18 protein-coding genes are annotated in these 23,135 nt (G+C 73.2%); 10 read left to right on the forward strand and 8 right to left on the reverse strand.

The annotated features are described in order from the left end of the window. Positions 1-60: 60 nt before the first annotated feature. The 3 genes from Val02_RS45625 to Val02_RS45635 form a co-directional block, all read right to left on the reverse strand. Positions 61-1,002 (reverse strand): AIM24 family protein, encoded by a 942-nt coding sequence (locus tag Val02_RS45625; RefSeq protein ID WP_203905638.1) that lies wholly within the window; start codon positions 1,000-1,002, stop codon positions 61-63. Between the two features lie 16 nt (positions 1,003-1,018). Next, positions 1,019-1,645 carry an AIM24 family protein gene (locus Val02_RS45630; RefSeq protein ID WP_203905639.1) on the reverse strand — a complete coding sequence of 209 codons (627 nt, stop codon included), beginning with the start codon at positions 1,643-1,645 and terminating at the stop codon, positions 1,019-1,021. 64 nt (positions 1,646-1,709) lie between these two features. Then, positions 1,710-3,338, reverse strand: coding sequence for a TerD family protein (locus tag Val02_RS45635; protein ID WP_203905640.1), 1,629 nt, complete (start codon positions 3,336-3,338; stop codon positions 1,710-1,712). Between the two features lie 142 nt (positions 3,339-3,480). Here Val02_RS45635 and Val02_RS45640 point away from each other — a divergent pair, with 142 nt between their 5' ends. From Val02_RS45640 to Val02_RS45655, 4 genes are all read left to right on the forward strand, one after another. Continuing rightward, complete coding sequence (locus tag Val02_RS45640) at positions 3,481-4,440, forward strand: ATP-binding protein (protein WP_203905641.1); 960 nt, start codon at positions 3,481-3,483, stop codon at positions 4,438-4,440. Positions 4,441-4,500: 60 nt separating this feature from the next. Next, positions 4,501-5,538: a peptidylprolyl isomerase gene (locus Val02_RS48025; RefSeq protein ID WP_239153833.1), complete on the forward strand. Its 1,038-nt coding sequence runs from the start codon at positions 4,501-4,503 to the stop codon at positions 5,536-5,538. A gap of 12 nt (positions 5,539-5,550) precedes the next feature. Beyond that, entirely contained in the window at positions 5,551-6,222 is a 672-nt protein-coding gene (locus Val02_RS45650; RefSeq protein ID WP_203905642.1) for an MBL fold metallo-hydrolase, read from the forward strand. Between the two features lie 230 nt (positions 6,223-6,452). Next, positions 6,453-7,223: an exodeoxyribonuclease III gene (locus Val02_RS45655; protein ID WP_203905643.1), complete on the forward strand. Its 771-nt coding sequence runs from the start codon at positions 6,453-6,455 to the stop codon at positions 7,221-7,223. 85 nt (positions 7,224-7,308) lie between these two features. Here the strand turns inward: Val02_RS45655 and Val02_RS45660 are convergent, their stop codons facing one another. Continuing rightward, complete coding sequence (locus Val02_RS45660; protein WP_203905644.1) at positions 7,309-8,289, reverse strand: cobalamin B12-binding domain-containing protein; 981 nt, start codon at positions 8,287-8,289, stop codon at positions 7,309-7,311. 112 nt (positions 8,290-8,401) lie between these two features. After that, entirely contained in the window at positions 8,402-9,676 is a 1,275-nt protein-coding gene (locus Val02_RS45665; RefSeq protein ID WP_203905645.1) for a PP2C family protein-serine/threonine phosphatase, read from the reverse strand. 121 nt (positions 9,677-9,797) lie between these two features. Between Val02_RS45665 and Val02_RS45670 the strand changes: the two genes are divergently transcribed. The 5 genes from Val02_RS45670 (at position 9,798) to Val02_RS45690 (ending at position 18,925) form a co-directional block, all read left to right on the forward strand. After that, positions 9,798-10,127, forward strand: coding sequence for an STAS domain-containing protein (locus tag Val02_RS45670; RefSeq protein ID WP_203905646.1), 330 nt, complete (start codon positions 9,798-9,800; stop codon positions 10,125-10,127). 63 nt (positions 10,128-10,190) lie between these two features. Then, positions 10,191-13,547, forward strand: a complete 3,357-nt coding sequence (locus Val02_RS45675) for a diguanylate cyclase (protein ID WP_203905647.1) — start codon at positions 10,191-10,193, stop codon at positions 13,545-13,547. A gap of 685 nt (positions 13,548-14,232) precedes the next feature. Beyond that, the gene (locus Val02_RS45680; RefSeq protein ID WP_308440059.1) at positions 14,233-15,036 is read left to right on the forward strand and encodes an EcsC family protein; all 804 of its coding nucleotides are present in this window, start codon (positions 14,233-14,235) and stop codon (positions 15,034-15,036) included. A 160-nt stretch (positions 15,037-15,196) separates the two neighbouring features. Beyond that, positions 15,197-16,075 (forward strand): S1 family peptidase, encoded by an 879-nt coding sequence (locus Val02_RS45685; protein WP_203905648.1) that lies wholly within the window; start codon positions 15,197-15,199, stop codon positions 16,073-16,075. 201 nt (positions 16,076-16,276) lie between these two features. Then, the gene (locus tag Val02_RS45690) at positions 16,277-18,925 is read left to right on the forward strand and encodes a GGDEF domain-containing phosphodiesterase (RefSeq protein WP_203905649.1); all 2,649 of its coding nucleotides are present in this window, start codon (positions 16,277-16,279) and stop codon (positions 18,923-18,925) included. On the opposite strand, the gene Val02_RS45695 is transcribed toward Val02_RS45690, so the two are convergent. Next, positions 18,918-19,397 (reverse strand): DUF8453 domain-containing protein, encoded by a 480-nt coding sequence (locus tag Val02_RS45695; protein WP_203905650.1) that lies wholly within the window; start codon positions 19,395-19,397, stop codon positions 18,918-18,920. The genes Val02_RS45690 and Val02_RS45695 overlap by 8 nt on opposite strands. Positions 19,398-19,488: 91 nt before the next feature. Here Val02_RS45695 and Val02_RS45700 point away from each other — a divergent pair, with 91 nt between their 5' ends. After that, positions 19,489-19,932, forward strand: coding sequence for a hypothetical protein (locus tag Val02_RS45700; RefSeq protein ID WP_203905651.1), 444 nt, complete (start codon positions 19,489-19,491; stop codon positions 19,930-19,932). An 89-nt stretch (positions 19,933-20,021) separates the two neighbouring features. Here Val02_RS45700 and Val02_RS48505 read toward each other — a convergent pair whose 3' ends face one another. Both Val02_RS48505 and Val02_RS45705 read right to left on the reverse strand, forming a co-directional pair. Then, positions 20,022-20,150 (reverse strand): hypothetical protein, encoded by a 129-nt coding sequence (locus Val02_RS48505; RefSeq protein ID WP_275415685.1) that lies wholly within the window; start codon positions 20,148-20,150, stop codon positions 20,022-20,024. 197 nt (positions 20,151-20,347) lie between these two features. After that, a complete protein-coding gene (locus Val02_RS45705; RefSeq protein ID WP_203905652.1) occupies positions 20,348-23,011 on the reverse strand; it encodes a putative bifunctional diguanylate cyclase/phosphodiesterase in 2,664 nt (887 codons plus the stop codon). Positions 23,012-23,135 lie beyond the last annotated feature (124 nt).

A 23,135-nucleotide genomic window follows, 5' to 3' on the forward strand; every position in this document is an offset into this window, starting at 1 on the left:
CCCGGCGGACGTGCGACATGAAGCATGTAAAGCTCTTCATGCCGCACGCCCGGAAACCAACTACCGGCCGCCGCCGAAGAAGTTGTTGGCGGAGAAGCCCCCTTGGCCGCCCTGGCCGAGCCCGAAGCGCTCCTGGAGGCTGGGGTTGGCCGACATCGCGTTGTACGGCGGCATCAGCTCGGCCGGCTGCACCACCACGAGCCCTTCGCCGCTGAACTGCATCTGCCAGCTCTCGCCGGTGTTGCCGCGCGGCCGCCACACCGACGACGAGGTGACCGCCGCCTGCATCTGCACCTGGAGGCTTGAGGTCCAGGCGATGACGGCGTCGGCGTCGGCGAAGTAGTAGTTGTTGGAGGTCACCTTCATGACCAGCGGCGCACCGGTGGTGGTGACCGCCACCTTGCCCTGCCCGCGCAGCTCGATGTTGTAGCTGCCGGCGCCGGCGACCTGCACCTGCGAGTCGATCCGCACGATGTCCCACCGCATGCCGGACTCGAACGCCAGCACGTTCTTGCCGTCGACGGTGAGCGCGTCGTGCTGCCCCTGCAGGTCGAGAACGTGGATGTCCTGCGCCTGGTTGGCCAGGAACACCGAGCCGTTGCCGGTGACCCGCATCAGGTTGAGGCCCTCGCCGGTGATCGAACGGGCGATGTGCTGCCCCCACGACTGGTACTGCGAGTCGAAGTTGGCCTGGCCCTGGTAGGCCACCATGGCGCCCTTGCGGGCGAAGAACTCCCGCATGCCGCTCTGCTGGCCGAGGACCGCCTTGAGCATCTTGCCGTTCTGCAGGCTGAACCGCTCGTTGGTCTGCTGGTCCTGGTGCGCCATGAGCGAGCTCTGCATGAGCGGGTTGCCCTGCATGGGACCGCCCTGCATGGGACCGCCCTGCATGGGACCGCCCTGCGGCGGGTAGCCCGGCTGCTGCTGCGGGTACCCCTGCTGTTGCGGGTAGCCCTGCTGCGGGTAGCCGCCCTGCTGCGGATAGCCCTGGTTGGGTTGCATCGGGTTAGCTCCTCACTCAGCCGCGGGCCTGGAATCGGGGCCGGGCGTCCTCGCTCGGCTGGACCACCACGAAGCCGTGGCCGTGGAAGCCCAGCTGGAACGCCTCGCCGGAACCGCGCCCGAAGAGGCCACCGAGCCGGGCGGTGCGCTTCGTCTTGACCCGCAGCCCCTCGGTGTACGCCACCAGCGCGTCGGTGTCGACGAACGTCTCGGCCTCCTGGGTGTTCAGGACGACCGGCGTGCCCTTGCTGGTCAGCGCCACCCAGCCCTGCCCGCGCAGCACGACGTTGAACATGCCCATGCCGGAGAGCATGCTGACGCCCTGCACGCGCTCGATGTTCCACTGCAGGGACGCGTCGAACGCCAGGATGTTCTTGCCGTTGACCGAGAGCGCCTCGTTCTGCAGCTGCAGGATGACGACCTCTTTGCCGTAGTCGGCGAGGTACAGCTCCCCCTGGCCGGTGCAGACCATCAGCGGCACGCCCTCGCCGCTGGCCCAGGAGCGCACCATGTTGGCGATCTGCGGCGGGTTGGGGTTGAAGTCGATGAGCCCCTCGTAGGCGATCATCGAACCGGTGCGGGCCAGCACGTCCGGCCCGCCCTGCATCATGACCTTGGCGATCTTCGCACCGTGCGTGCTCATCCGCTCGTGGTTCGGGGTCTGACCGTAGTGCTGCAACAACTGACCTTGCACGACCGTCTCTCCCTCAGACCTCGTACGGCTGGACCACGACGAAGTGGCCCTGCATGCCCATGAACTGGAGCGCCACCGACTCGCCGCTGGCCCCGTGGTAGACCTCGCGGGAGACCCGCACGGTCGTGGAGACGCTGACCCGCATGCCGGCGGTCCAGGCGACGACGGCGTTCATGTCGGCGAACGTCGGGCCCTGCGTCATGAGCGTCAGCGGCGAGCCCTTGGTCATCACGACCACCGTGCCCTGGCCGCCCACCTCCAGGTGGAACATGCCGCCGCCGGGGATGCCCGGGCTCTCGATCCGCTTGATCTCGGTCTGGAGCGTGGCGTCCATCGCGAGCACGTTGTTGGCGTTGATGCACAGCCGCTGGCCGTTGAGCTCGACGATGTGCAGGTCGGCGGCGTCCTCGGCGAGGAACACCTCCCCGACGCCCCGGATCGTCATGAAATCGAGGCCCTGGCCGGTGAGGTTGCGTTCGATCCGGCCGCGGATGCCGCCACCGCCGCTGCGGTGCCCGAACTCGATGTCGCCCTGGTAGGCGACCATGGCGCCCTTCTTGGCGGAGGCCTCGGGGCCGAGCACCACCTTGACCAGTTTGTGGTTCTGCTGCACCCAGCGGCCGGGCCCCTGCACCTCGCGGAACTTGTTGAGGGTGCTCATCGCGCCCGGCTGGGTGGGCTGCGCCTGCGACGGGTACGGCTCGCCGTAACCGCCCGGGCCGTAGCCCGGCTGGACGCCCTGCTGCGGGTAGCCCTGCTGCTGCGGCTGCCCCTGCGGCGGATATCCGGGCTGCCCCTGCGGGGGGCCCTGCGGCGGGTACCCGGGCTGACCCTGCGGCGGGCCCTGGGGCGGGTAGCCCGGCTGGCCCTGCGGCGGACCGTAGCCCGGCTGCTGCTGGGGCGGCGCGCCCTGCGGCCCGCCGAAGGCCGGCGCGCCCTGCGGCGCCCCGAAAGCGGGTGCCTGCTGCGGCGGCGGCCCACCGGGCGGCGGCGCGAAGCCGGGCGCGGCCTGCTGCGGCGGCGGCCCACCGGGCGGCGGGGCGAAGCCGGGTGCCGGCCCGCCCGGCGGCGGCGCGAACCCGGGCGCGGCGGCCGGAGGCGGCGGAGCCGAGTCCTCCTCGACGGCGCCGCCGAAGGAGCGGATCAGGTCCGCGAGGCCTCCGGCGAAGCCCTGGCCGACGGCACCGAAGCGCCAGACGCCCTTCTTGTAGATGTCGCCGATGATGATCGCGCGTTCGGGGCCGAAGTCGGCGCCGGTGAACGCGTACCGGCCGACCTCCTGACCACCGGCCACGATGCGGAGGTAACCGGACTGGATCTGCGCGGCGGTCCCGGCGCCCTCCAGGGCGGCACAGAACGAGAACTTTGCGATCTTGGCCGGAACCTTGTCGAGGATCAGACGGAACGAGTCGTTGTCCCCGGACTGTGCCCCCAACTGCTGTACCGACCCGTCCGGAGACTTGGGCTGGTTGTAGAAGATGAAGTACTGGTCGTCGGACAGCTTCTCGTCGGCGTCGAGACCGAAGCAGGAGATGTCCCAACTGGTGCCCGGCGCGTTGAGCTGGATCCCGACATAGAGATCCGTCCCCGCAGTGAGCTGCGACAGTTGGCTCTTCTGCCCCTTGGTGAACTGCTGTGACACCTGACTCCCCCAGGGACGACGAAGCGTGTGCCGGTCAACATAACAGCCACTCGCCACCAGCGTGGACGTCAGTCGCGGACCCGGACATGGCCTACTATGCGTGATGAAAACCATGTTCAGATAGTGGTGGGAGCGAATACTCATGAAGATCGCCTTCGTCGGCAAGGGTGGCAGCGGCAAGACGACCCTCGCCGCACTGACGGCCCGCTACCTCGCCGCGCGCGGCAACCCGGTGCTCGCCATCGACGCCGACATCAACCAGCACCTCGCCGTCGCGCTCGGCGCCACCGCCGAGGACGCCGCCGCCTGGCCGGCCCTCGGCGAGCACCTCACCGAGCTCAAGGACTGGCTGCGCGGCACCAACCCGCGGATCTCCTCGGCGGAGGCGATGCTCAAGACGACGCCGCCCGGTGCCGGTTCGCGGCTGGTGGGGCTGTCTCCGGGAACGTTCCTCTACGAGCGCTGCGTGCGCCGCGCCGGGCAGGTGGACCTTGCCGTGACCGGGCCGTTCGCCGAGTCCGACCTCGGGGTGGCGTGCTACCACTCCAAGGTCGGTGCCGTCGAACTGCTCCTCAACCACATGGTCGACGGGCACGACGAGTACGTGGTCGTCGACATGACGGCCGGCGCCGACGCCTTCGCGTCCGGGTTGTTCACCCGCTTCGACGCGACGTTCTGCGTGTGCGAACCGACACTGCGCGGAGTCGGCGTCTTCGCGCAGTACACGGAGTACGCACGCGAGTACGGGATCACGGTGCACGCGGTGGGGAACAAGGTGGAGGACGCCGCCGACCTGGAGTTCCTGCGGGAGCACCTCGGCGACGCGCTGCTGACCTACGCGCGACGGTCTTCTTTCGTGCGGGCCGCCGAGCGGGGTGCCGCCGGGCCGATCAGCGAACTCGAGGAGGCCAACGCCGCCGCGCTCGACACGATCATCACCGCCGCCGCGAACGCCCCACGGGACCCGGTGCGCTACACCCAGCAGGCCGTGGAGTTCCACCTGCGCAACGCCGAGGCCTGGGGAAACGCGCGCACCGGCGAGGACCTGTCGCAGCAGATCGACCCCGACTTCGTGGTCGGCTACGCGCAGCAGGCGGTCTGATCCGCGAGCTTTCCGCCCGTCGGCCGGACGACCCGACGACCCGGCCCGTACCCTTCTCGCGTGAGCGACCAGCCGCCCGTGGGTTCGGGTGCGGGCCAGCCGCCCGCCAGTGAGGGTGCGGGCCGGCCGCCCGCCGAAGGCCCGCGCACCGGGCCCTTCCCGCCGGTGACCTCGCCGCACGCGCCGGGCCGGCAGCCGGCGCCGTCGACCGGCGAGTTCCCGCTGCTGCCGACGCCCTTCCCGGCCGGGCCGGCCTCCGGGGCACCGACGTTCCCGCCGGCGTCGACGACGTATCCGCCGCCGGCGCCGTTCCATCAGATGGGACCCGGCGGCCAGTTCGGACCCGGCGGCTACCCGCCACCGGCACCCCGGCGCTCGTCCGGGGTCCTCCTCGCGGTCGTCGGTGGCACGCTCGCCTTACTGCTGCTCGTGGCCTGCGGCGTCGTCATCGTGATCCTGCGCGCGTCGCCGCCGCAGGCCGCCCACGCGCCCGCCGCCGGTCCGCCCGCCGCCACCGGCGCGCCCGCCGCGGGAGCCCTGGACTGCGGCATCACCACCGCCCCGCCGCCGCCCGGCAACGCCCCCGGCCCGCCGGACGTGTCCTCGGCGCCGCGCACCGGCACCGCCACGATGCGGCTGGCCACCAACCTCGGCGAGATCACCGTCGCCATGGACCGCGCCAAGACCCCCTGCACCGTGGCGAACTTCGCGCACCTGGCGCGCAGCGGCTTCCTCGCGAACAGCACCTGCCACCGGCTCGTCACGGCGGCCATCTTCGTGCTGCAGTGCGGCGACCCGACGGGCACCGGAGCCGGCACCCCCGGGTACGCCTTCCGGGACGAGAACCTCGCCGGCGCGCGGTACGCGCGGGGTGTCGTCGCGATGGCCAACGCCGGCCCCGGCACCAACGGCTCGCAGTTCTTCATCGTGTACGCCGACAGCCTCGACCTGCCGGCGCAGTACACGCCGTTCGGGACGGTCGGGTCGGGACTCGACATCGTGCGGCGGGTCGCCGAGGCGGGGGTCGACCCGGTCGGGGCAACCGACGGCGCGCCCCGCATGAAGCTGACGTTGCGGAGCGTTACCGTCACCGCGTAGGAGGTCACTTCAATGCGGAAGATAAGCGACGGCGTGTGGGAGATCGGCATCGGGTACGTGCACGCGCACCTGATCGCCGTCGACGGCGGGCTGGTGCTGGTCGACACCGGCATCGCCGGCCGGGTGGAACGCCTCCTCGCCGCCGTGACGGCCACCGGCCACCGGGTCGAGGACCTGCACACCGTGCTCCTGACGCACCGCCACCCCGACCACACCGGCACCCTCGCCGAACTGCGCCGCCGCACCGGGGCCCGGGTCGTGGCCCACGCCGCAGACGTGCCGGTGATCCAGGGCGAACGGCCGCAGCCGGTGCACGGGCTGCTGATGCGGCTCACGGCGCCGTTCATGAAGGCCGAACCGGCACCGGTCGACGTCGTGCTCGACGGCGACGGGCCGAGCGGCGTGCCGGGCATCGCGGCGGTGCACACCCCCGGCCACACCCCGGGACACCTGTCCTACCTGTTGGAACGCGACGGCGGGGTGCTCTTCGCCGGCGACGCGGCGACGTGGCTGTTCGGGCGCGTGCGTTCGAGCCCGAAGCCGGTGACGGAGGACCGCGTCGCGGCGGATCTCAGCGTGAAGAAGTTAGCCACGCTCGATTTCCGGGTAGCCGCATTCGGCCACGGCAGGGCGGTCACCGGAGGTGCCGTCGACCGGTTCCGGGAGTACGCGGCGCGCGGGTAACCTCACTGCGCGGCACGAAGCCGGGATTTCCGCAGGTCGGCGCGCTCATACGGTGTTTGGCGTACACCCCGAACGAGGAGCACCGATGAGCACCCAGGACACCACCACCACTCCGGTCAAGGCCGACAGCGACCGCGGCGTCATGCTGCTGATGCTGGCGATCGTGGCCATGTCCGTCGCGGCGCTGTTCGCGATGGGCGCCTGAGCCCTACCCTCCGTAAGCTGAGCGGATGCGTCTGGCCACCTGGAACGTCAACTCGGTCCGCGCCCGCCTTCCCCGGCTCCTCGGCTGGCTCGACGACGTCCGCCCCGACGTGGTCTGCCTCCAGGAGACCAAATGTCCCCCGGAAACCTTCCCCACCGACGAGGTCGCCGCGCTCGGATACACGACCGCGGCGCACGGTCTCGGCGCCTGGAACGGCGTCGCCCTCCTCTCCCGCGTGGGCCTCGAGAACGTGTCGACGGGCTTCACCGACGAGCCCGGCTTTCCCGAGCCCGAGGCCCGCGCCGTCTCCGCCACCTGCGACGGCATCCGTGTCTGGTCGGTCTACATCCCCAACGGCCGCACCCCTGACGATCCCCACTACACGTACAAACTGGCGTGGCTGGCCGCTCTGCAGGCGGCGGTCCGCGCCGAGATCGGCTCGCCGCTGGTCGTCGCCGGCGACTTCAACGTCGCGCCGACCGACGAGGACGTGTGGGATCCGGGGCTGTTCGTCAACTCGACCCATGTCACGCCCGCCGAGCGGCAGGCCCTCGCCGACCTGCGCGCGCTGGGGCTGGTGGACGTGGTCCCGCGGCCGCTGAAGGGCGACCGGCCGTACACCTACTGGGACTACCGGGCCGGGATGTTCCACCAGAACAAGGGCATGCGCATCGACCTCGTCTACGCGACGTCAGCGGTGGCGGACCGGGTCAAGGACGCGTACGTGGACCGCGAGGCGCGCAAGGGCAAGGGGCCGTCGGATCACGCGCCGATCGTCGTGGACCTGGACGCGTGACCGGCCGCCGGCCGCGCCTTGATCGCGACTTTTTGCGGGAAAGTGTCGCTGGGTCGTGTCTTTCCGTGAAAAGTAACGATCTTCGTTAGATCGCGGCGAGGGCCCGGTCGGCGGACGGGAGGTGTTCGCCTACCGTCTGGCGGACCGCCGTCCACAGCCCTCGGGCCGTCTCGCGGGGGCAGCCTCTTGCGGCTATCAGGTCGGTGGACCACTCCTGCGCGTCCTTCAGGACTCCGGGGTCGTTCGAGAGGAGGGCGGCGCCGAGCGCGTGCAGGGCGTGGTCGACCAGGTCGGCCGCCAGGTCCGCACCGGGCAGTGCGCCGTCGGCGAGCGCCGTCCACCGCCGCATCGCCTCCCGGCGGAAGTCCGCGAAGCGCAGCGCCAGTTCGGCGTGCTCGTCGGCGCCGGCGTGCCGCAGCGGTGGGGCCGGGCCGGCGTTGCCGACCAGTTCGTCGAGGAGCTCGGCCGCTTGACGGGGATCGCTGGTCCAGGCGCTGGCGCCGAGGGCGAGTGCGCGGTGCGCGTCGCGGCCGAACGCCGGCCCCCCGGCCAGCACCGGCCGCCCCGACTCGCGAACCGCTTCGATCAACCGCCGCGCCGCGGGCAGCGAGGCCGCCACGGAGCAGCTGACCGCCACGGCGTCGGCACCGCTCTCGTCCAGGAACCGCACCAGCTGCGCGGGCGGCGTCGACGCGCCCAGATAGGTGGCCCGCCAGCCGTCCCGGCGCAGCGTGTGGGCGACGAGCCGGGCGGGCAGGCTGTGCCACTCGCGTTCGGCGCAGGCGACCGCGGCGTGCCCGCGGGGCGCCACGAGCACCGCCACCCGCGCCGCCAACGCCGCGACCGCCGCCTCGCTGACCGCCGTCGCCGCGTGCTCGCGCACCACCGTCCACTCGCCGATCGCCCAGCGCCGGCCGACCTCGCGCTGGGCCGGGGCCACCAGGTCGAGCATCACGTCGACGGGATCCGCCCCGGCGTCGACCCGCCCGAGCACGCAGGCGATCGCCGCCTGCTCGTCGGCCGCCGCGAGCGCGCCGAAGAAGGGATCGGCGTCCCAGCCGCTCACCGGCCACTCACCCCGGCGTCCCCGGCCGTCACCCGGGCGACCCGTCCGCCGGCCCACGCCTCCCGAGCGGCGCCCCGGCCGACCCACGCATCACGAGCGGTGGTCCCGCTGCTCACTTCGGCGCCCGGACGGCGAAGACGGCGATGTCGTCGCTGCGCCGCGCGCCGATCCGTTCGACCGCGTCCATCTCGACGGCCTCGACCAGCGCGTCGGGCGGGGCCGCCGCGTACCGTGCGGCGATCTCCATCAACCGGCGCAGGCCGCGGTCGGTGTCGTGCTCGGCCTCGATCACACCGTCGGTGTACAGGAGCAGCGTGTCGCCCGGCGCCAGCCGGAACGTCACCGCCGTGTACGTCACGTCCGACACCACGCCGGCGAGCAGGCCCTTCACCTGCAGCGGGCGCACCGTGCCGTCGGCGCTCACCAGCAGCGGCGCCGGATGGCCGGCCGAACCGAGCGTCACCGACCAGCCGCCGTCGGGATGCGGTGTCGCGTGCCCGTACACGGCCGTCACGAACCGGCCCGGCTCGTTGCCGTGCAGCAGCGCGTTGAGCGTGCGCAGGACGGCCGGCGGGCTCGGGTCCAGATGCGCCGCCCCGCGAACGCTGTACCGCGCCTGCCCGGTGACGACGGCCGCCGACACGCCCTTGCCCGACACGTCGCCGAGCACCACGGACCAGCCGTCGCCGCTGTGCCACACGTCGTAGAAGTCCCCGCCGATGTCGGCCTCGGCCGCGCCGGAACGGTACCGCGCCGCCAGCCGCACACCGGGGATCTCGGGCAGCTCCGGCGGGCGGAGGCTGGACTGCAGCACCGCGGCGACGTGTGCGCGTTCGCTGTAGCGGCGGGCGGCGTCGAGGGCGAGCGCCAGGTGGGCGGCCAGATCCTCGGCCAGCTCGACGTCCTCCGGGTCGAACCCGTGACCGGCCCGGCGGGCGAGGGTCAGCGAGCCGAACGTGCTGCCGCGGGCGTTCAGCGGGACGCCGAGAATGTCCGCCGGCCGCAGCTCGTCGACCTGCTGCCGCATGGCGAGGTCGGGCACGAGCGCGACGAGGCCGGTGTCCTCGGGGCCGGCGCCGTCGGCCACGTGCAGCAGCTCGGGCCGGCCCGTCGCGATGACCCGGCCCTGACCGGTGAGCGCCGTCGCGGGCGCCGCCACGGTGGCGGAGAGGATGCGGTCGCCCGCGCGCTGGCTGATGACGTTCGCCCGGCCGCCGTCGAGCAGGAGCAGCTGGGCCCAGTCCGCGAACTCCGGCACGCAGACCCGCAGCCCGAGCTGCTGGGTGCGCAGGAAGTCGAGGGAACCGGAGACGCGACGGGTCGCGGCGGCGAGGAAAGCGGCACGGGATCCCGTGCCCGCGGCGGGGCCGGTGAGCATTTCGACCATCGGGCCGCCTTCCGTAGGTCCCCCAGTGTTGTCACGCTGCGGCGGGACCGTCAAACGGCGCGACCCGTGAAACGACGTGCTCCAGGTTGAGCAACCTCCTGACCTCCCGCACACTACAGACGTGCATCCCGACGAACCCGATTGGCAGCTCACGCTGGACCAGCAGCCCGACCGCACCGTGGTGACGGTCACCGGCGATCTCGACCTGGAGACGGCGCCCGAGCTGCTGGCCCGCACCGACGGCGTGCTGGCCGCCGGCCCCGGCGCGTTGGTCATCGACCTGAGCGGCCTCGCGTTCATCGACTCCAGCGGGCTGTCCGCGCTGATCCGCATGAACCAGCGGATGGCCGGCTCGGGTCGCCCGTTCGAGATCATCTCGCCGCCACGGACGGTGGCGAAGGCGTTCGAGATCACCGGCCTCGACCAGGTGCTGCCGCTGCGCGCCGCCTGATTGCTCAACCCCGCCGCCGCGTCGCCGATGGGCGCAGGGAGGAACCTGAGCGTGAGGTAGGCGATGACCCAGGGCGGCCACGTGGTGGACCAGCAGGTGCAGTCCGCCACGGGTGGTGCCCCGGTCGGGCTGGACGCGGTCACCGGCGCGTATCCGCGGGCTCTGCTGCTGCCGCGGCTCGCCCAGGAACTGGCGCACGGCGTGCCGTTCGCCCTCTTCCTCTTCGACGTCGACTACTTCAAGACGGTCAACGACGCCTACGGCCACCTGCGCGGCGACGAGATCCTCTCCCAGCTGGCCCGCCGGATCACCGACCTGGTGCGCGGCGGCGACGAGCTGTTCCGCTACGGCGGTGACGAGTTCGTGCTGCTCATGCCCGGTACCGGGCCGGCCGAGGCGCTCCGGCTCGCGCTGCGGGTGACCGACGGCGTGCGCGCGAACGAGTTCCCCGGAACACCGCCCCTGAGGGTGTCGGTCAGCCTGGGGGTCGCGACGTACCCGCAGGACGGCACGGCCGTCGAGTCCTTGATCGCGACCGCCGACCGCCGCAACTACCTGGCCAAACGGCGCGGACGTGGCGGCGCGGTGGCCGACGACGCGGAAACCCCGGCGCCGGAGACGACCGGTGAGGCCTCGACCCGGCTGTGGGAGCGCGACGCGGCGCTGGCCACCTCGCACGACTACCTGACCCGGCTGCGCGCCGACGGCCGGGGCGCCCTGCGGGTGCGCGGCGAACCGGGCTCCGGCCACACCCGCTTCCTGCACGAGATCGCCACCGTGGCCCGGATGCGCGGCTACGACGTGCGCAAGGTGACCGAACCGGGCGGGCCGGGCGACGCCGACACGCTGCTGGTCGCCGACACCGTCGACGGGCCGGTGATCGCCGCGGCCGTGTCTGCGCTGGCCCGGGGGCCGGGCGCGCTCGGCCTGGTCTACGCGGCGACGGCCACCGCGGATCCCGACCCGGTGCTGCCGGTGCTGGCCAGCGTCGACCTCGACCCGTGGTCGCCGGCGGCGCTGAAGATCTGGCTGCGGGCCACGCTGCACGGCGAGCCGAGCCGCACGCTGGTCACCTGGATCGCCCGCAACAGCGGCGGCCTTCCGGCGGCGGCCGCGCGCGAACTCAACCGGCTGCGCGGGCGTTCGGGGCTGGTGCCGACCGGCAGCGGCGGCTGGACCGTCGCGCCGTCGCTGTTGGGCCGGCCGCGCCGCCGGACCGCGCTCCCCGCGCCGATGACGCCGCTGGTCGGGCGCACCGCCGAGCGGGACCGGGTGGTGCGGCTGCTGGACAGCGCCCGGCTGGTCACGCTGATCGGTCCGGGCGGGATCGGCAAGACCCGGCTCTCCCTGGCCGCGGCCGCCGCCGTGGCCGAGCGGTTCGACGACGGCGCCGTGTTCGTCCCGCTCGCCGACACCCATGCGGACGAACTGGTGATGCCGGCCGTCGCGCACGCCCTGCAAGTGCCGGAGGTGCCGGGGGAACCGCTGGTGGAGACGCTGGCCGAGCACCTCTCGGACGCCTCGATGCTGCTGGTGCTCGACAACTTCGAGCAGGTCGTGGGTGCCGCGGCCGAACTCGGGCGGCTGCTCGCCGCGGCGCCCAACGTCGTCGCGCTCGTCACCAGCCGCGAACGGCTCTCGCTCTACGGCGAACAGGTGTACCGGGTGCCGCCGCTGGCCGTTCCGGACCTGTCCGAGCTGCCGGAGGGCGAGGAGGGCGTCGCGCGTGCGCTGGCCGAGTCGCCGGCCGTGGCGCTGTTCGCCCAGCGGGCCCGCGCCTGCGAACCGGACTTCGCGCTCACCGCCGACACGCTGCCCGCCGTCACCGCCCTGTGCCGCCGCCTCGACGGGCTGCCGCTCGCGATCGAACTGGCCGCCGCCCGCGTCGACGAGTGGACGCCCCGCGCCCTGCTGCTGCACCTCGGCGAGCACCTCGACGCATTGGGCGAGGGCCCGCGGGACCTGCCGGCCCGGCAGCAGACCCTGCGCGGCGCCATCGACTGGAGCTACGACCTGCTGCCGCCGGCCGATCAGCGGCTCTTCGCGGCGTTGGCGGCGTTCGCGGGCGGGTTCACGGCGGAGTCGGCGCTCGCCGTCGCCGAACCGGCCGTCGTCGACGGGGCACGGCGCACGGCCGCCCTCGCCGAGCGCCTCGCCGGACTGGTCGACAAGAGCCTGCTGACCATGGATTCCGTGGACGGGCACACGCGGTTCGGGATGCTGGAGACGATCCGGGCGTATGCCGCCGCGCGGCTGGCCGAGTCCCCGTACGCCGACGACATCCGCGAACGGCACGCGGCCTACTTCGCGGCGTTCGCGAGCGAGGCGGCGACCGGACTCGTCGGGGCCGAACAGGCCGAGTGGAGCGACCGGATCGAGCAGGAGTACCAGAATCTCAGCGCCGCCAGCGCGTGGAGCCTGCCCACCGACGCCGAACGGGCGGCCGCGATCTGCCTGGGCCTGTGGCGGTTCTGGCGGCACGGCAGCCACATCGGCGAGGGCCGCGAACGCTGCGACCAGGTGCTCGCCGGCGCACTCCCGGACGGGAAGCCGCGGGCGATGCTGCTGCACGCCGCCGCGGTGCTGGCCACCACGCAGGACGACCACGAGACCGCCACCCGGTACGGCCACGCCTGCCTGGCCCTCGCCGGTGCGCTCGGCGACGAGGGCATGAACGCCCACGCCCGCAACGTCCTGGGCATCGCGGCGGTCGGTTCCGGCGACTACGACCTGGCGACGGTGCACTTCAAGGCGAGCCTGACCAGCTGGCACGGCATGGGCGACGACCGCGGAACGGCCATGGCGCTCGGCAACCTCACCAAGGTGGCCCTGCGGCTGGACGACATCGCGGCGGCCGGCCGGTACGCCGACCAGTGCCTCAAACTCGAACGGGCGGCCGGCAACACCCGCGGCATCTCGATGGCCCTGGAGTGCCAGGCGCAGATCCGGCTGGCCCGCGGGGAGATCGACGCCGCGCGGGAGGCGTCGACCGAGGCGCTCACGCTCAGCCGCGAACTCGGCGACATGTTCGGCGAGGCGTCGGCGCTGCACTACCTCGGGCTGACCGCGCGGGCGGCCGGCGACCAGACGGAGGCGCTGCGCCGGCTCACCGCCGCGCTGGCCCTGCGGCACGAGGTCGGCGATCGGGAGGATCTCGCCGTGTCGCTCGACCACGTGGCCTCGATCGTCGTCGAGACCGATCCGGAGCTGGCGATCCGCCTGGTAGGTGCCGCGGGCGCCGTCCGCGAACGCCACCGCCTGCCGATCCCGCACGAGGCGGAGGTGCTGCGCAAGCCGACGCTGGCGGCCGCGCGGGCGATCCTGGGCGAGGGCCAGTTCGTGGTGGCCTGGGCGGCCGGCCGCTCCACGCCGCTCGACCTGGTGGTCGACCAGGTGCTCGACGCCGCCACCCACGACTGACCCGCCGCCCGCCGGCGGCGCCTCGCCGATCTTGCAGTTGTGGCGCCAGGGGCGTCCGGTTTCGGGGTGGTATGCGACCACCACAACTGCAAGATCGGCGCGCGCGGCCGGGCGAGGAGGCGCAGGCGGGTGACGTAGGCGTGCGGTGGGTACCTTGGGGCGTATGGACGCACCGACCGCGCCCGGCGCCGAGCCGACCCGACCCGACGCCCCGCCGCTCTGGCCGGGCTCCCCCGCCAACCCGCCCTCCGCCCCACCCGCAGCCCCCGCGCCGCAGGCCTCGGGCGCGCCGCAGGCGCCGGGCGCCTCCGCACCCACCTGGCCGACGACCGGCGGGCCCACGCCACACGCCTCGGGGTCGCCTCAGGCGCCCGGCGTCGCTCCCGGCGCGCCCGGGGCGCAGCAGCCGCCGCAGGCTCCCGCCGCGCCGATGCCGACCTGGCCGACCTCTGCCGCGCCCGCGCCGCACGCCGCGCCGGGTCCGCACCAGGCCCCTGGCGTCGCCCCGTCCGGAGCGCAACAGCCGCCGCAGGCGCCGCAGGCACCGGCCGCGCCGATGCCGACCTGGCCGACCTCCGGGCCGCCGGCCGCGCCGGCCTCGGGGGTTCCCGCGTCGGCCCCGCCCGTCGGCGGTCCGGCCCCGGCGTGGCCGACCTCGGGTGTCCCGTCGGCTCCGGCGTCGGGCATCCCGGCGGCGCCCGCCTCGGGCGGTCCCGTCTGGCAGACCCCGCAGGCCGCGCAGGGCGTTCCCGGCGCGCCGGGGGTCCCGGGCACGCCGCCGGGGCCGTTCCCGCCGCAGGGGGGTGCGCCCTTCCAGGGCGGTGCGCCCGGGCAGGGACTCTCGCTCGCCGACGGCGACCTGCCGCCGCAGAACCTGTGGCAGAAGATGCGGGCCGATCCGGAGTACGCGCCGGAGCACCTGGCCCTGGAGGCGGTCGCGCGCCTCGGACCGCAGGCCAACGCCTGGGCCCAGCGCACCCGCGCGCAGTACCCGGGGATCCACCCGGACCAGCTGTCCCAGATGGCGATCAAGCGGTTCACCACGCATGCGCGGATCTCCGGTGCGGCGGCGGGCGCGACGGGCCTGCCCGGCGGCGTGATCGACATCGGCGTGCTCGCCTGGACCCAGGCCCGGATGGTGCTGCACATCGCGGCGGCGTACGGGATCGACCCGGCGCATCCGGACCGGGCCACCGACCTGCTGGTGCTGCAGAAGGTGCACAAGGTGGCGCAGACCGCCCGTACCGCCCTGCAGGTGGCGAAGGGCCACGAAAAGGCCGGCGCGCTGCTCGGCAGTTCGGGGCACAAGCCGCTGCGGAACGTCCTCGCGCGCCTGACCTGGAAGTTGGCACAGATGGCCGGGGTCCGTGCGGCGAAGCGACTTTTCGCAAAGGTCATCCCCGGCGCGGCGATCATCCTGGGCACGTGGGCCAACTCCAGCGCCACGAAAGACCTGGCCAGACGCTCGGTCGCGTTGTACCGTCGGTAAACGAACAACAAATTCTGTCAGTTTCTTACATTTACGTTCCCAAATCCTTGGACCAGGATCCGGCATAGACGGACGTCGATTTCCCCGAACCACGTCGGCGTTCGTCCTGCCACGGATCCGGCACCCCGCCGGGTCCCGGTCTCCCCCAAGGAGGAACGGAATGGGACTCACAAGGTCCTCGGCACGACGCGCGCTCATCGGCACCACGATCGGGCTGCTCTCCGGCGTGCTCATGTTCGGCCCCTCGCCGGCAACGGCCGCACCCAACGGCGTGAGCCTCCAGATGGCGTCCGACGCCGTCGCGGACCTCAACGACACCGCCCAGATCCCCGGAACGGCGTGGTGGGTCGACTCGAAGACCAACCAGGTGGTCGTCGAGTACGACCAGACGGTCTCCGGCGACAAGTACCTGCAGCTCACCAAGACCGCCGCGCGCCACGGCACGACCGTCAAGGTCCAGCAGGCGCCCGGCAAGATCGAGCCGACCATCACCGGTGGTGACGCCATCTACACCGGCGGCAGCCGCTGCTCGCTCGGCTTCAACGTCCGCAGCGGCACCACCTACTACTTCCTGACCGCCGGCCACTGCACCAACGCCGGTTCGACCTGGACCAACGGGTCGAGCACGCTCGGCACCCGCGCCGGCTCGAGCTTCCCCGGCAACGACTACGGCATCGTCCGTTACACCAACACCTCCATCGCGCACCCGAGCGCGGTCGGCTCGCAGACGATCTCGTCCGCGGCCACCCCGTCGGTCGGCACGGCGGTCACCCGCCGCGGCAGCACCACCGGCACCCGCACCGGCTCGGTGACCGCGCTCAACGCGACGGTCAACTACTCGCAGGGCTCCGTGTACGGCATGATCCGTACCACCGTCTGCGCCCAGCCGGGCGACAGCGGCGGCCCGCTGTACCGCGGTTCGGTCGCCTACGGCCTGACCTCCGGCGGCAGCGGCAACTGCACCTCCGGCGGCGTGACGTACTTCCAGCCGGTCACCGAGGCGCTCGGCGCCTACGGCGTCAGCGTCGGCGGCTTCTAGTCACCGGACGTTCGACCGGATCAGCACCGGCGGGCCGGACCTTTTTTACGGGTCCGGCCCGTCACCGTTGTCGGGGGCGTTCGTTGGACAGGTGGCGCAACCCCTCGTGCCCACTGACCGAAAGCCCCTCTGACCCATGACGTCGCACCAGATATGAGACGAATCAGGCGCCACGGAGCCCGGCGACCGGGCCTCCGGCGATTGACCCGTGCCGCCGCACGGCTCTCCTACGACAGCGCCCGCCATCCCGCCGGCGCGTCCGCGCTCACCGCCGTTCTGATGACGGCTGTCATCACCGCCGCGTCCACGGCCGAATCCGCGTCCGTCCGGGCCGTGCTGACCATCGCCGTCCTGGTGGGCGGGATCGCCGCCGCGGCGTGCGCCACCGTGCTGATCCGGATCGCCCTGCGCATCCACGGGCGGACGCACACGTTCGGGCCGTGCCGGGGCGCCGGGTTCCTCGGGATGGGCACCGCGATCGCCGCCGTGTCCGTGCTGGTCGCCGGCCTGTTGGCGGCGTGGGGCCAGGGAAAGATCGCCGCGCTGGTGATCCAGGCGGGTGCGCTCGGCGCGGCGTGCGCGTTCGTCGCGGGGCTGCTGCTGCTCCCCGGAGCGGCGCCGACCCTGCAGATCCGGCTGCGGCAGATACTCGACGGCACCGGGGTGGGCAGCGCGCTGTTCCTCATCGCGTGGCTGCTCGCGCTCTCGCCCCGGCTCGGTCCGGTGCCGGTGCCGACCGGTTCGGCGGTGCTGGTCGGGCTCATCGTGTGCATCGCGCTGGCGCTGGCCGCCGTCACGGGCATGCGCGCCTACCGGCACCGGCGGGCCGCGCTCTCCTGCGCCGGCGGTTCGGCGCTGGTGATCAGCGGGCTGGGGCTGCCGGCGGTCGGGCTGCAGGGGCCGTTCTGGTTCGCGGTGGCGGGGCTCGCGCTGACCATCGGGCCGCCGGTGATCATCCTCGGGGCCCGCCGCGCCGACCCGTCCGGCACGTCGCCGGTCACCGGCCCCGCCGGCGGGCTCGCCGCGCACCCGCTGCTCGCCGTGCCGGTCGCCGCCGCGCTCGCCGTCACCGCGCACCACGCGGCCACCGGTGGCCACTTCGACCGGGTCGCGGCCGGTCTCGCTCTTCTTGTGGGAACGGCGGTCGCGGCGCGCGAGACCATGGCGGCGCTGGACGTGCGGCGCTACGCGGAGCGGCTCACCGCGCAGCAGGCCCGCTTCCAGGCCCTCGTCGCCGGTGCGGCCGACGTCACGATGGTGCTCGATCCGGAGCTGTGCGTCCGGTGGCAGTCACCCGCGGCGGCCCGCCGGTTCGGCCTCTCCGACCAGGACGTGTTGCACCGGCCGCTGGCTGACCGCGTTCACCCGGATGATCTGACGGTGGCGACGGCGAGCCTGACGGCGGTCCTCGACGGTGACGCCGGCGGACCCGACGCCCGCCCCGTGCGGGTGCGGATCCGGGACGGCTTCGACGTGTGGCGCGAGACCGAGGTGAGCATCCGCGACCTGCGCACCACGCCCGAGATCGGGGCGCTCGTCCTGCACATCCGCGACATCGGCGACCGCGCCGGCCTGGAACGCCGCCTCGACGAGGCCGCCCGCACCGACCCGCTCACCGGCCTGCCCAACGAACGGCGCCTGCACGAGCTCGCGGCGACCCGCCTCGCGACCGGCGCCCGGGGCTCCCTCGTCGTGCTGACCGTCCACGGCCTCACCGGCGTCAACGACCTGCACGGCACGGCGATCGGCGACTCGGCCCTGCGCGAACTGGGCCGCCGCCTCGCGGCCGGCATCGAGCCCGGCGATGTGGCGGCCCGGCTGGGCGGCGACCGGTTCGGGATCCTGTGCCGCTGCTCCGCGCTGCGTGCCTACCCGCGCGCGCAACGCCTGGTGGCCTCGGTGATGGAGCCGTACGACCTGAGCAGCGGGCCGGTGCACATCACGGCCGACGCGGGCGTGGTCGACCTCTCCGGCGAGACCGACGCCGCCGACGCCGTTCGCCACGCGTGGCACGCCGCCGACCGCGCGGCCCGCCGGGGTGGCCACGGCCGGGTCGAGGCGTACGACGACGGGCTCGCCGCAGCGCTGCGCAGGCGCACCACCATCGAGCAGCGGCTCCGCGAGACGATCAACGAGGGCGCGTTCGACCTGGTCTACCAGCCGGTGCTGCACCTGCGCACCAACCGGCCGGTGGCGGCGGAGGCGCTGCTGCGGTGGCGGCTGCCGGGGTACGGGGCGGTGGCGCCGGTGGAGATCGTCACGGCCGCCGAGGAACTGGGCTGCGTCGCCGACCTCGACGGCCGCGTGCTGCGGCGGGCGTGCCGTCAACTGGCGCGCTGGCGACGCGAGGGGCTCAACCTGTCGATGTCGGTGAACATCTCACCGCGCGAGCTGTCCAGCGAGGCGCTGCCGCTGATGGTGCAGGACGCGCTGCGGCGCAACGACGTTCCGGCCGAGCGGCTCACCGTCGAACTGGCCTCCCGCGAACTGCCCGACGACCCGCCCACGGCCGGGCTGGCCGCGCTGCGCGGGCTGGGCGTGCGGGTGGCGTTGGACCACTTCGGGTCGGGGCCGATGGGGCTGGCCGACCTGCCGAAGCTGCCCATCGACGAGGTGAAGGTGGACCGTTCGCTCTTCGCCGACGGCGGGCCGGCGCTCGTGGACGTCGTCGTGACGCTGGGGGCGCGGCTCGGGTTCGCCGTGTCGGCGGTGGGCGTGGAGACCGCGGAGGAACTGGACCGGGTGCGCACCGCCGGCTGCGCCACCGCCCAGGGCAAGGTGCTGGCGCCGGTGGCGCACGCCGAGCACGTGGAGGCGTACCTGGAGGAGCACCGCGCCCCGCTCATGTAGGGGTCACGAACTTCTCCCCGTAGAACGACTCGTACCGGATCTCCACGGTGAGCCGGCGCCGCAGCAGGTCGTAGAACTCCTCGTGCGCGTCCGGGTCGTAGGGCTCGACGCTCAGTACCCAGACGTCGAGATCCGTGGCGAGCACCGACCCGTCGGCGAACGTGACCGCCTTCGGCCTGACCTCGAGGCCGTCGCGGACGCTGTTGATCCCGGCCTCGTCGATGCCGCCCGCCGTCACCGGTTCGCCGTCGAGGAGCAGGTGGGAGCCGGTGATGACAGCGGGGCCGAGGCCGACGTTGGTGAGGCGCAGCCCGGCGGTGCCGCCGACGTGGAAGGCCGAGCGCAGTTGCAGGACCGGGCGGACGGACTGGCGGTTGTGCCGGCGGCTCGCCCGCGCCTCGTAGGCGGCGACGGCGAGGGAGGCCAGCGCGACGACGGTGGCGGCGACGGCGATGACGGTGTTCGCGTCCATGCGTCGAGGGTCTTCGCGACGGTGCGCGCGGGACAGGGTGACGGCGGATGCGCGACACTTTCCGGGTGAGCGGAGAGTGGCGGGCTTTCGGATGACCGACGAATGGCGGACCGAGGCCGACGACGCGTGGAGCGCCGAGCGGCGCTCGGGGTTCATGGCGTGGCTACGGCGGCGGTTCCGGTTCCTCGGCGGGGTCTCCTCGGCGGTCTCGCACGCCGACACCGGCCCGTACGCCGGTGCGCCCCGCGATCCGAGCCTGCGGGTCGACGACGAGAAGACGTACTCGACGGTGCGGTACACGACCGAGCACGTGGCCTACACGACGACCGCCTCGGGCTCGGCCTCGGGCGAGTGTCCGACGTGCGGCGCCCCCACCGCCGACGAGCACGGCATCGACTACGTGGCGGGAACCGACCGCCGCCGGCTGGGCGCGGTGAGTTCGTGCCCGCGCTGCGCGGCCTCGTCGTGGCTGGCCCGCTCCCGCATGCCCGCGGCCGGGCGCGCCCGTCGGGCGTCCCGCAAGACCGTGCTGTAGTAGCGCCGATCTTGCAGCTGTGGCGCCCGACTCATCCGGTTTCAACCCGGTAGGTCCCAGCCACAACTGCAAGATCGGCGAGGATGCGGTCAGCCGCGGCGGCGGGTGGCCCACTGACGCGGAGCGGGTGCCTTGCGGCCGGCGTCCTGGATCTTGCTGACGACGGCCGGCGGCAGGTCGCGGCCCTTGGCTGAGGCGCGGCGTTCAGCGCGGTTCATCCAGGTGCCTTCGGTCGGCTGACTACCGGAACTGTGTGCAGGCATGGTGGTACCCCATTTACGGGTGTGCAGGTGACAGCCGCGGCGCTGGTCCGAGCCAGCTCAAGCGGAGGACGCTCTACCCCCTTGAACGGAGGCGGCGCGCGGCGGGGCAAGGTGAGAAGCCACAGGTCGCGCAGGCACTGAGCATCAGGTCGTCACGCGAGCGACGTTAACGGCTCCCCGCCGGCGGCCACAACCGATTTAACCGGCTCGGGAAGGCGGCGTTCCAGATCGGCGGCCGTGGCCGGGCGGCCGAAGTGGTAGCCCTGGGCCAGGCGGCAGCCGAGGTTGTACAGCACCTCCGCCTGTTCGGGGTGCTCGATGCCCTCGGCGACGACCGCCAACTCGAGCGCGGAGGAGAGCTCCAGGATCGCCCGGGCCAGTGCCGACGCCGTCGGCCCCTCGGTCACGCCGTCGACGAACGGCTTCGGGATCTTCAGGATGTCGATCGGCAACTGGTTCAGGCGGCTCAGCGAGGAGTAGCCGGTGCCGAAGTCGTCGACCGCCAGGCGGACGCCCAGTTCCTTGAGGGCGATCAGGCGCTCCACGGCGATCTGGCCGTCCTCGGTCAGCACCGACTCGGTGATCTCCAGGCACAGGGCGCGGGGCTCCAGGTCGGTGGCCGTGAGCGCGTCGCGCACCAGCCGCACCACGCCCGGGTCGTTCACCTGGCGCGGGGACAGGTTGACGCTGACCGTCATGTCGAAGCCGGGGCGTTCGCGGCGCCACTGGGCCACCTGCGCGCACGCCTCGGCGAGCACGTCCGCGCCGAGCGGCACGATGAGCCCGGTGTCCTCCGCCAGCGGGATGAACTCCACCGGGCTGACCAGCCCGCGCGTGCGGTGCGGCCAACGCACCAGCGCCTCGACGCCGCGCAGGCTGCCGTCGGGCAGGTTCACGATCGGCTGGTAGTGCACCTGGAAGTCGCGGCGGTCGATGGCGGTGCGCAGTTCGGCGGTCAGGTCGAGGCGTTTGATCAGGCCGGCGTGCATGCTCGGGGCGTAGAAGTTGTACCGGTCCTTGCCCTCCTGCTTCGCCGTGTACATGGCGACGTCGGCGTTGCGCAGGAGTTCCTCGGCGTCGGGAACGCGGTCCGGGTCGGCCACGGCGATGCCGACGCTGCCGTGCACCACCACCTCCCGCCCGTGCACCACGAACGGCTTCTGCAGCGCCGCGAGCACCCGGGTCGCCACGGGAGCCGCCTCGGCCGGGTCGCCGATCTCCTCCACGAGCAGCGCGAACTCGTCACCACCGAGGCGGGCCGCGGTGTCGGCCGTGCGCAGGCAGCCCTTGACCCGTTCGCCCACGGCGCGCAGCAGCTCGTCGCCGGCGGCCGGGCCGAGGGAGTCGTTGACCGTCTTGAAGTCGTCGAGGTCGAGCAGCAGCACGGCGAGATTGCGGTGCACCTGCGAACGGCGTTCCAGGCCGTGCGTGACCCGTTCCAGGAAAAGTGCCCGGTTGGCGAGACCCGTCAGCGAGTCGTGGAACGCCTGGTGGGTCAGCTCCTCCTCGAGGCGCACCTGGTCGGTGACGTTGCGCGCGGTCAGCAGGTAGCCGCGGACGTCGCCGTCGGTCAGCCACGTCGCGACGGCCTCGCCGTGCAGCCAATCGCCGGTGGGCGTGCGCACCCGGCAGCGCATCGGCGTGGTGGTGCCGCTCTCCGGCAGCAGCCGGAACAGGCTGCCCAGCCGCCCCGCGTCGTCCGGGTGCAGGAACTCCAGCAGCGCCCGGTCGCGCACGGCCTCCTCGGGCCAGCCGAAGACCCGTTCGATCGCCGGGGTCAGGTAGCGGACCACGCCGTACAGGTCGCAGATGATGATGACGTCGGAGGCCTGGCGGGTGAGCCGGTGGAAGTGGTTCTCCCGGTCCTGCCTGTTCAGCTCGTGCAGGGCGGTGATCAGTCCGGCCATACGCACCAGCACGAGGACGAAGAGCACCGCCGCGACGATGCCCACCAGCGGCAGGAACTCCCGCCCGCCGCGCGTCCACTGCACGACCACGACCGCCGGCACGAGCAGCGAGGAGAGCGCCTGCAGCGTGCCGAACCGCAGCGTCGTGATCTTCGTGGGTTCGGCCGACACGGGACGGTCCAGCTCCACCATGGACGGGCGCAGCGCGGCCACGCCGAGCGCCAGTCCGTACGTCGCGTAGAAGACGTCGGCGAGGCCGCCCGGCTGCCACGTGCCGACGACCGAGCCGACGGCGTACAGCGTGTCGCCGATCAGCAGGCTCACCAGCGCGCCGAGCAGGAGCAGGAAGGACGCCGCCCGCCGGCCCCGGTCGGCCCACAGCCGCGCGCAGACCGCCAGGATCAGCAGGTCCGCGGCCGGGTAGGCGGCGGCCACCATCCGCTCGGACATCTCCAGGTCCTGCGTGAGCACCGGCTGGATCAGGAACACCCACGACACCAGGCCCAGGCCGATGGTGACGATCATGCCGTCGAGCAGGGCGGAGCGGTCCCCCTCGGGGGTGCGCCGGCGGATGAAGATCAGCAGCCCGGCGCCGAGAAAGGGGTAGGAGAGCAGGTACCAGAGGTCGGCCAGGGGCGGGACCGTGCCGTCGCCCGCCGTCATCTCCGCCCCGTACCCGATGGTGTCCCCGACCGTCGTGGACGCCTGCGAGACGGCGATCAGCAGCCAGGGCAGCGGGTGGGGTGGCCGGTTGCGCGCGATGCCCACGACGATCGCCGCCACGACGAGGGTGCCGAACGCCGCCCACACGCCCGCCCGCAGCAGGGAGTCCGGCAACGCGAAGTAGACGGCGACCAGCACCAGGCAGGCCGGCAGGTAGAACCGCGTACCGGACGAGGTACCACGCATCTGGCATTGCCCCCCGGCGGACGGACGGTCGGTCGAGAAGTCCGATCGGCCGCCGGGGAGGCGTCCTGCGAAAAAGCTAGGCGGGGGTGCCGAAGACCTGGGTCCAGTAGATGGTGCGGCCCTT

The organism is Virgisporangium aliadipatigenens (assembly GCF_016863615.1).
In the GTDB taxonomy this organism is placed as follows: Bacteria; Actinomycetota; Actinomycetes; order Mycobacteriales; family Micromonosporaceae; genus Virgisporangium; species Virgisporangium aliadipatigenens.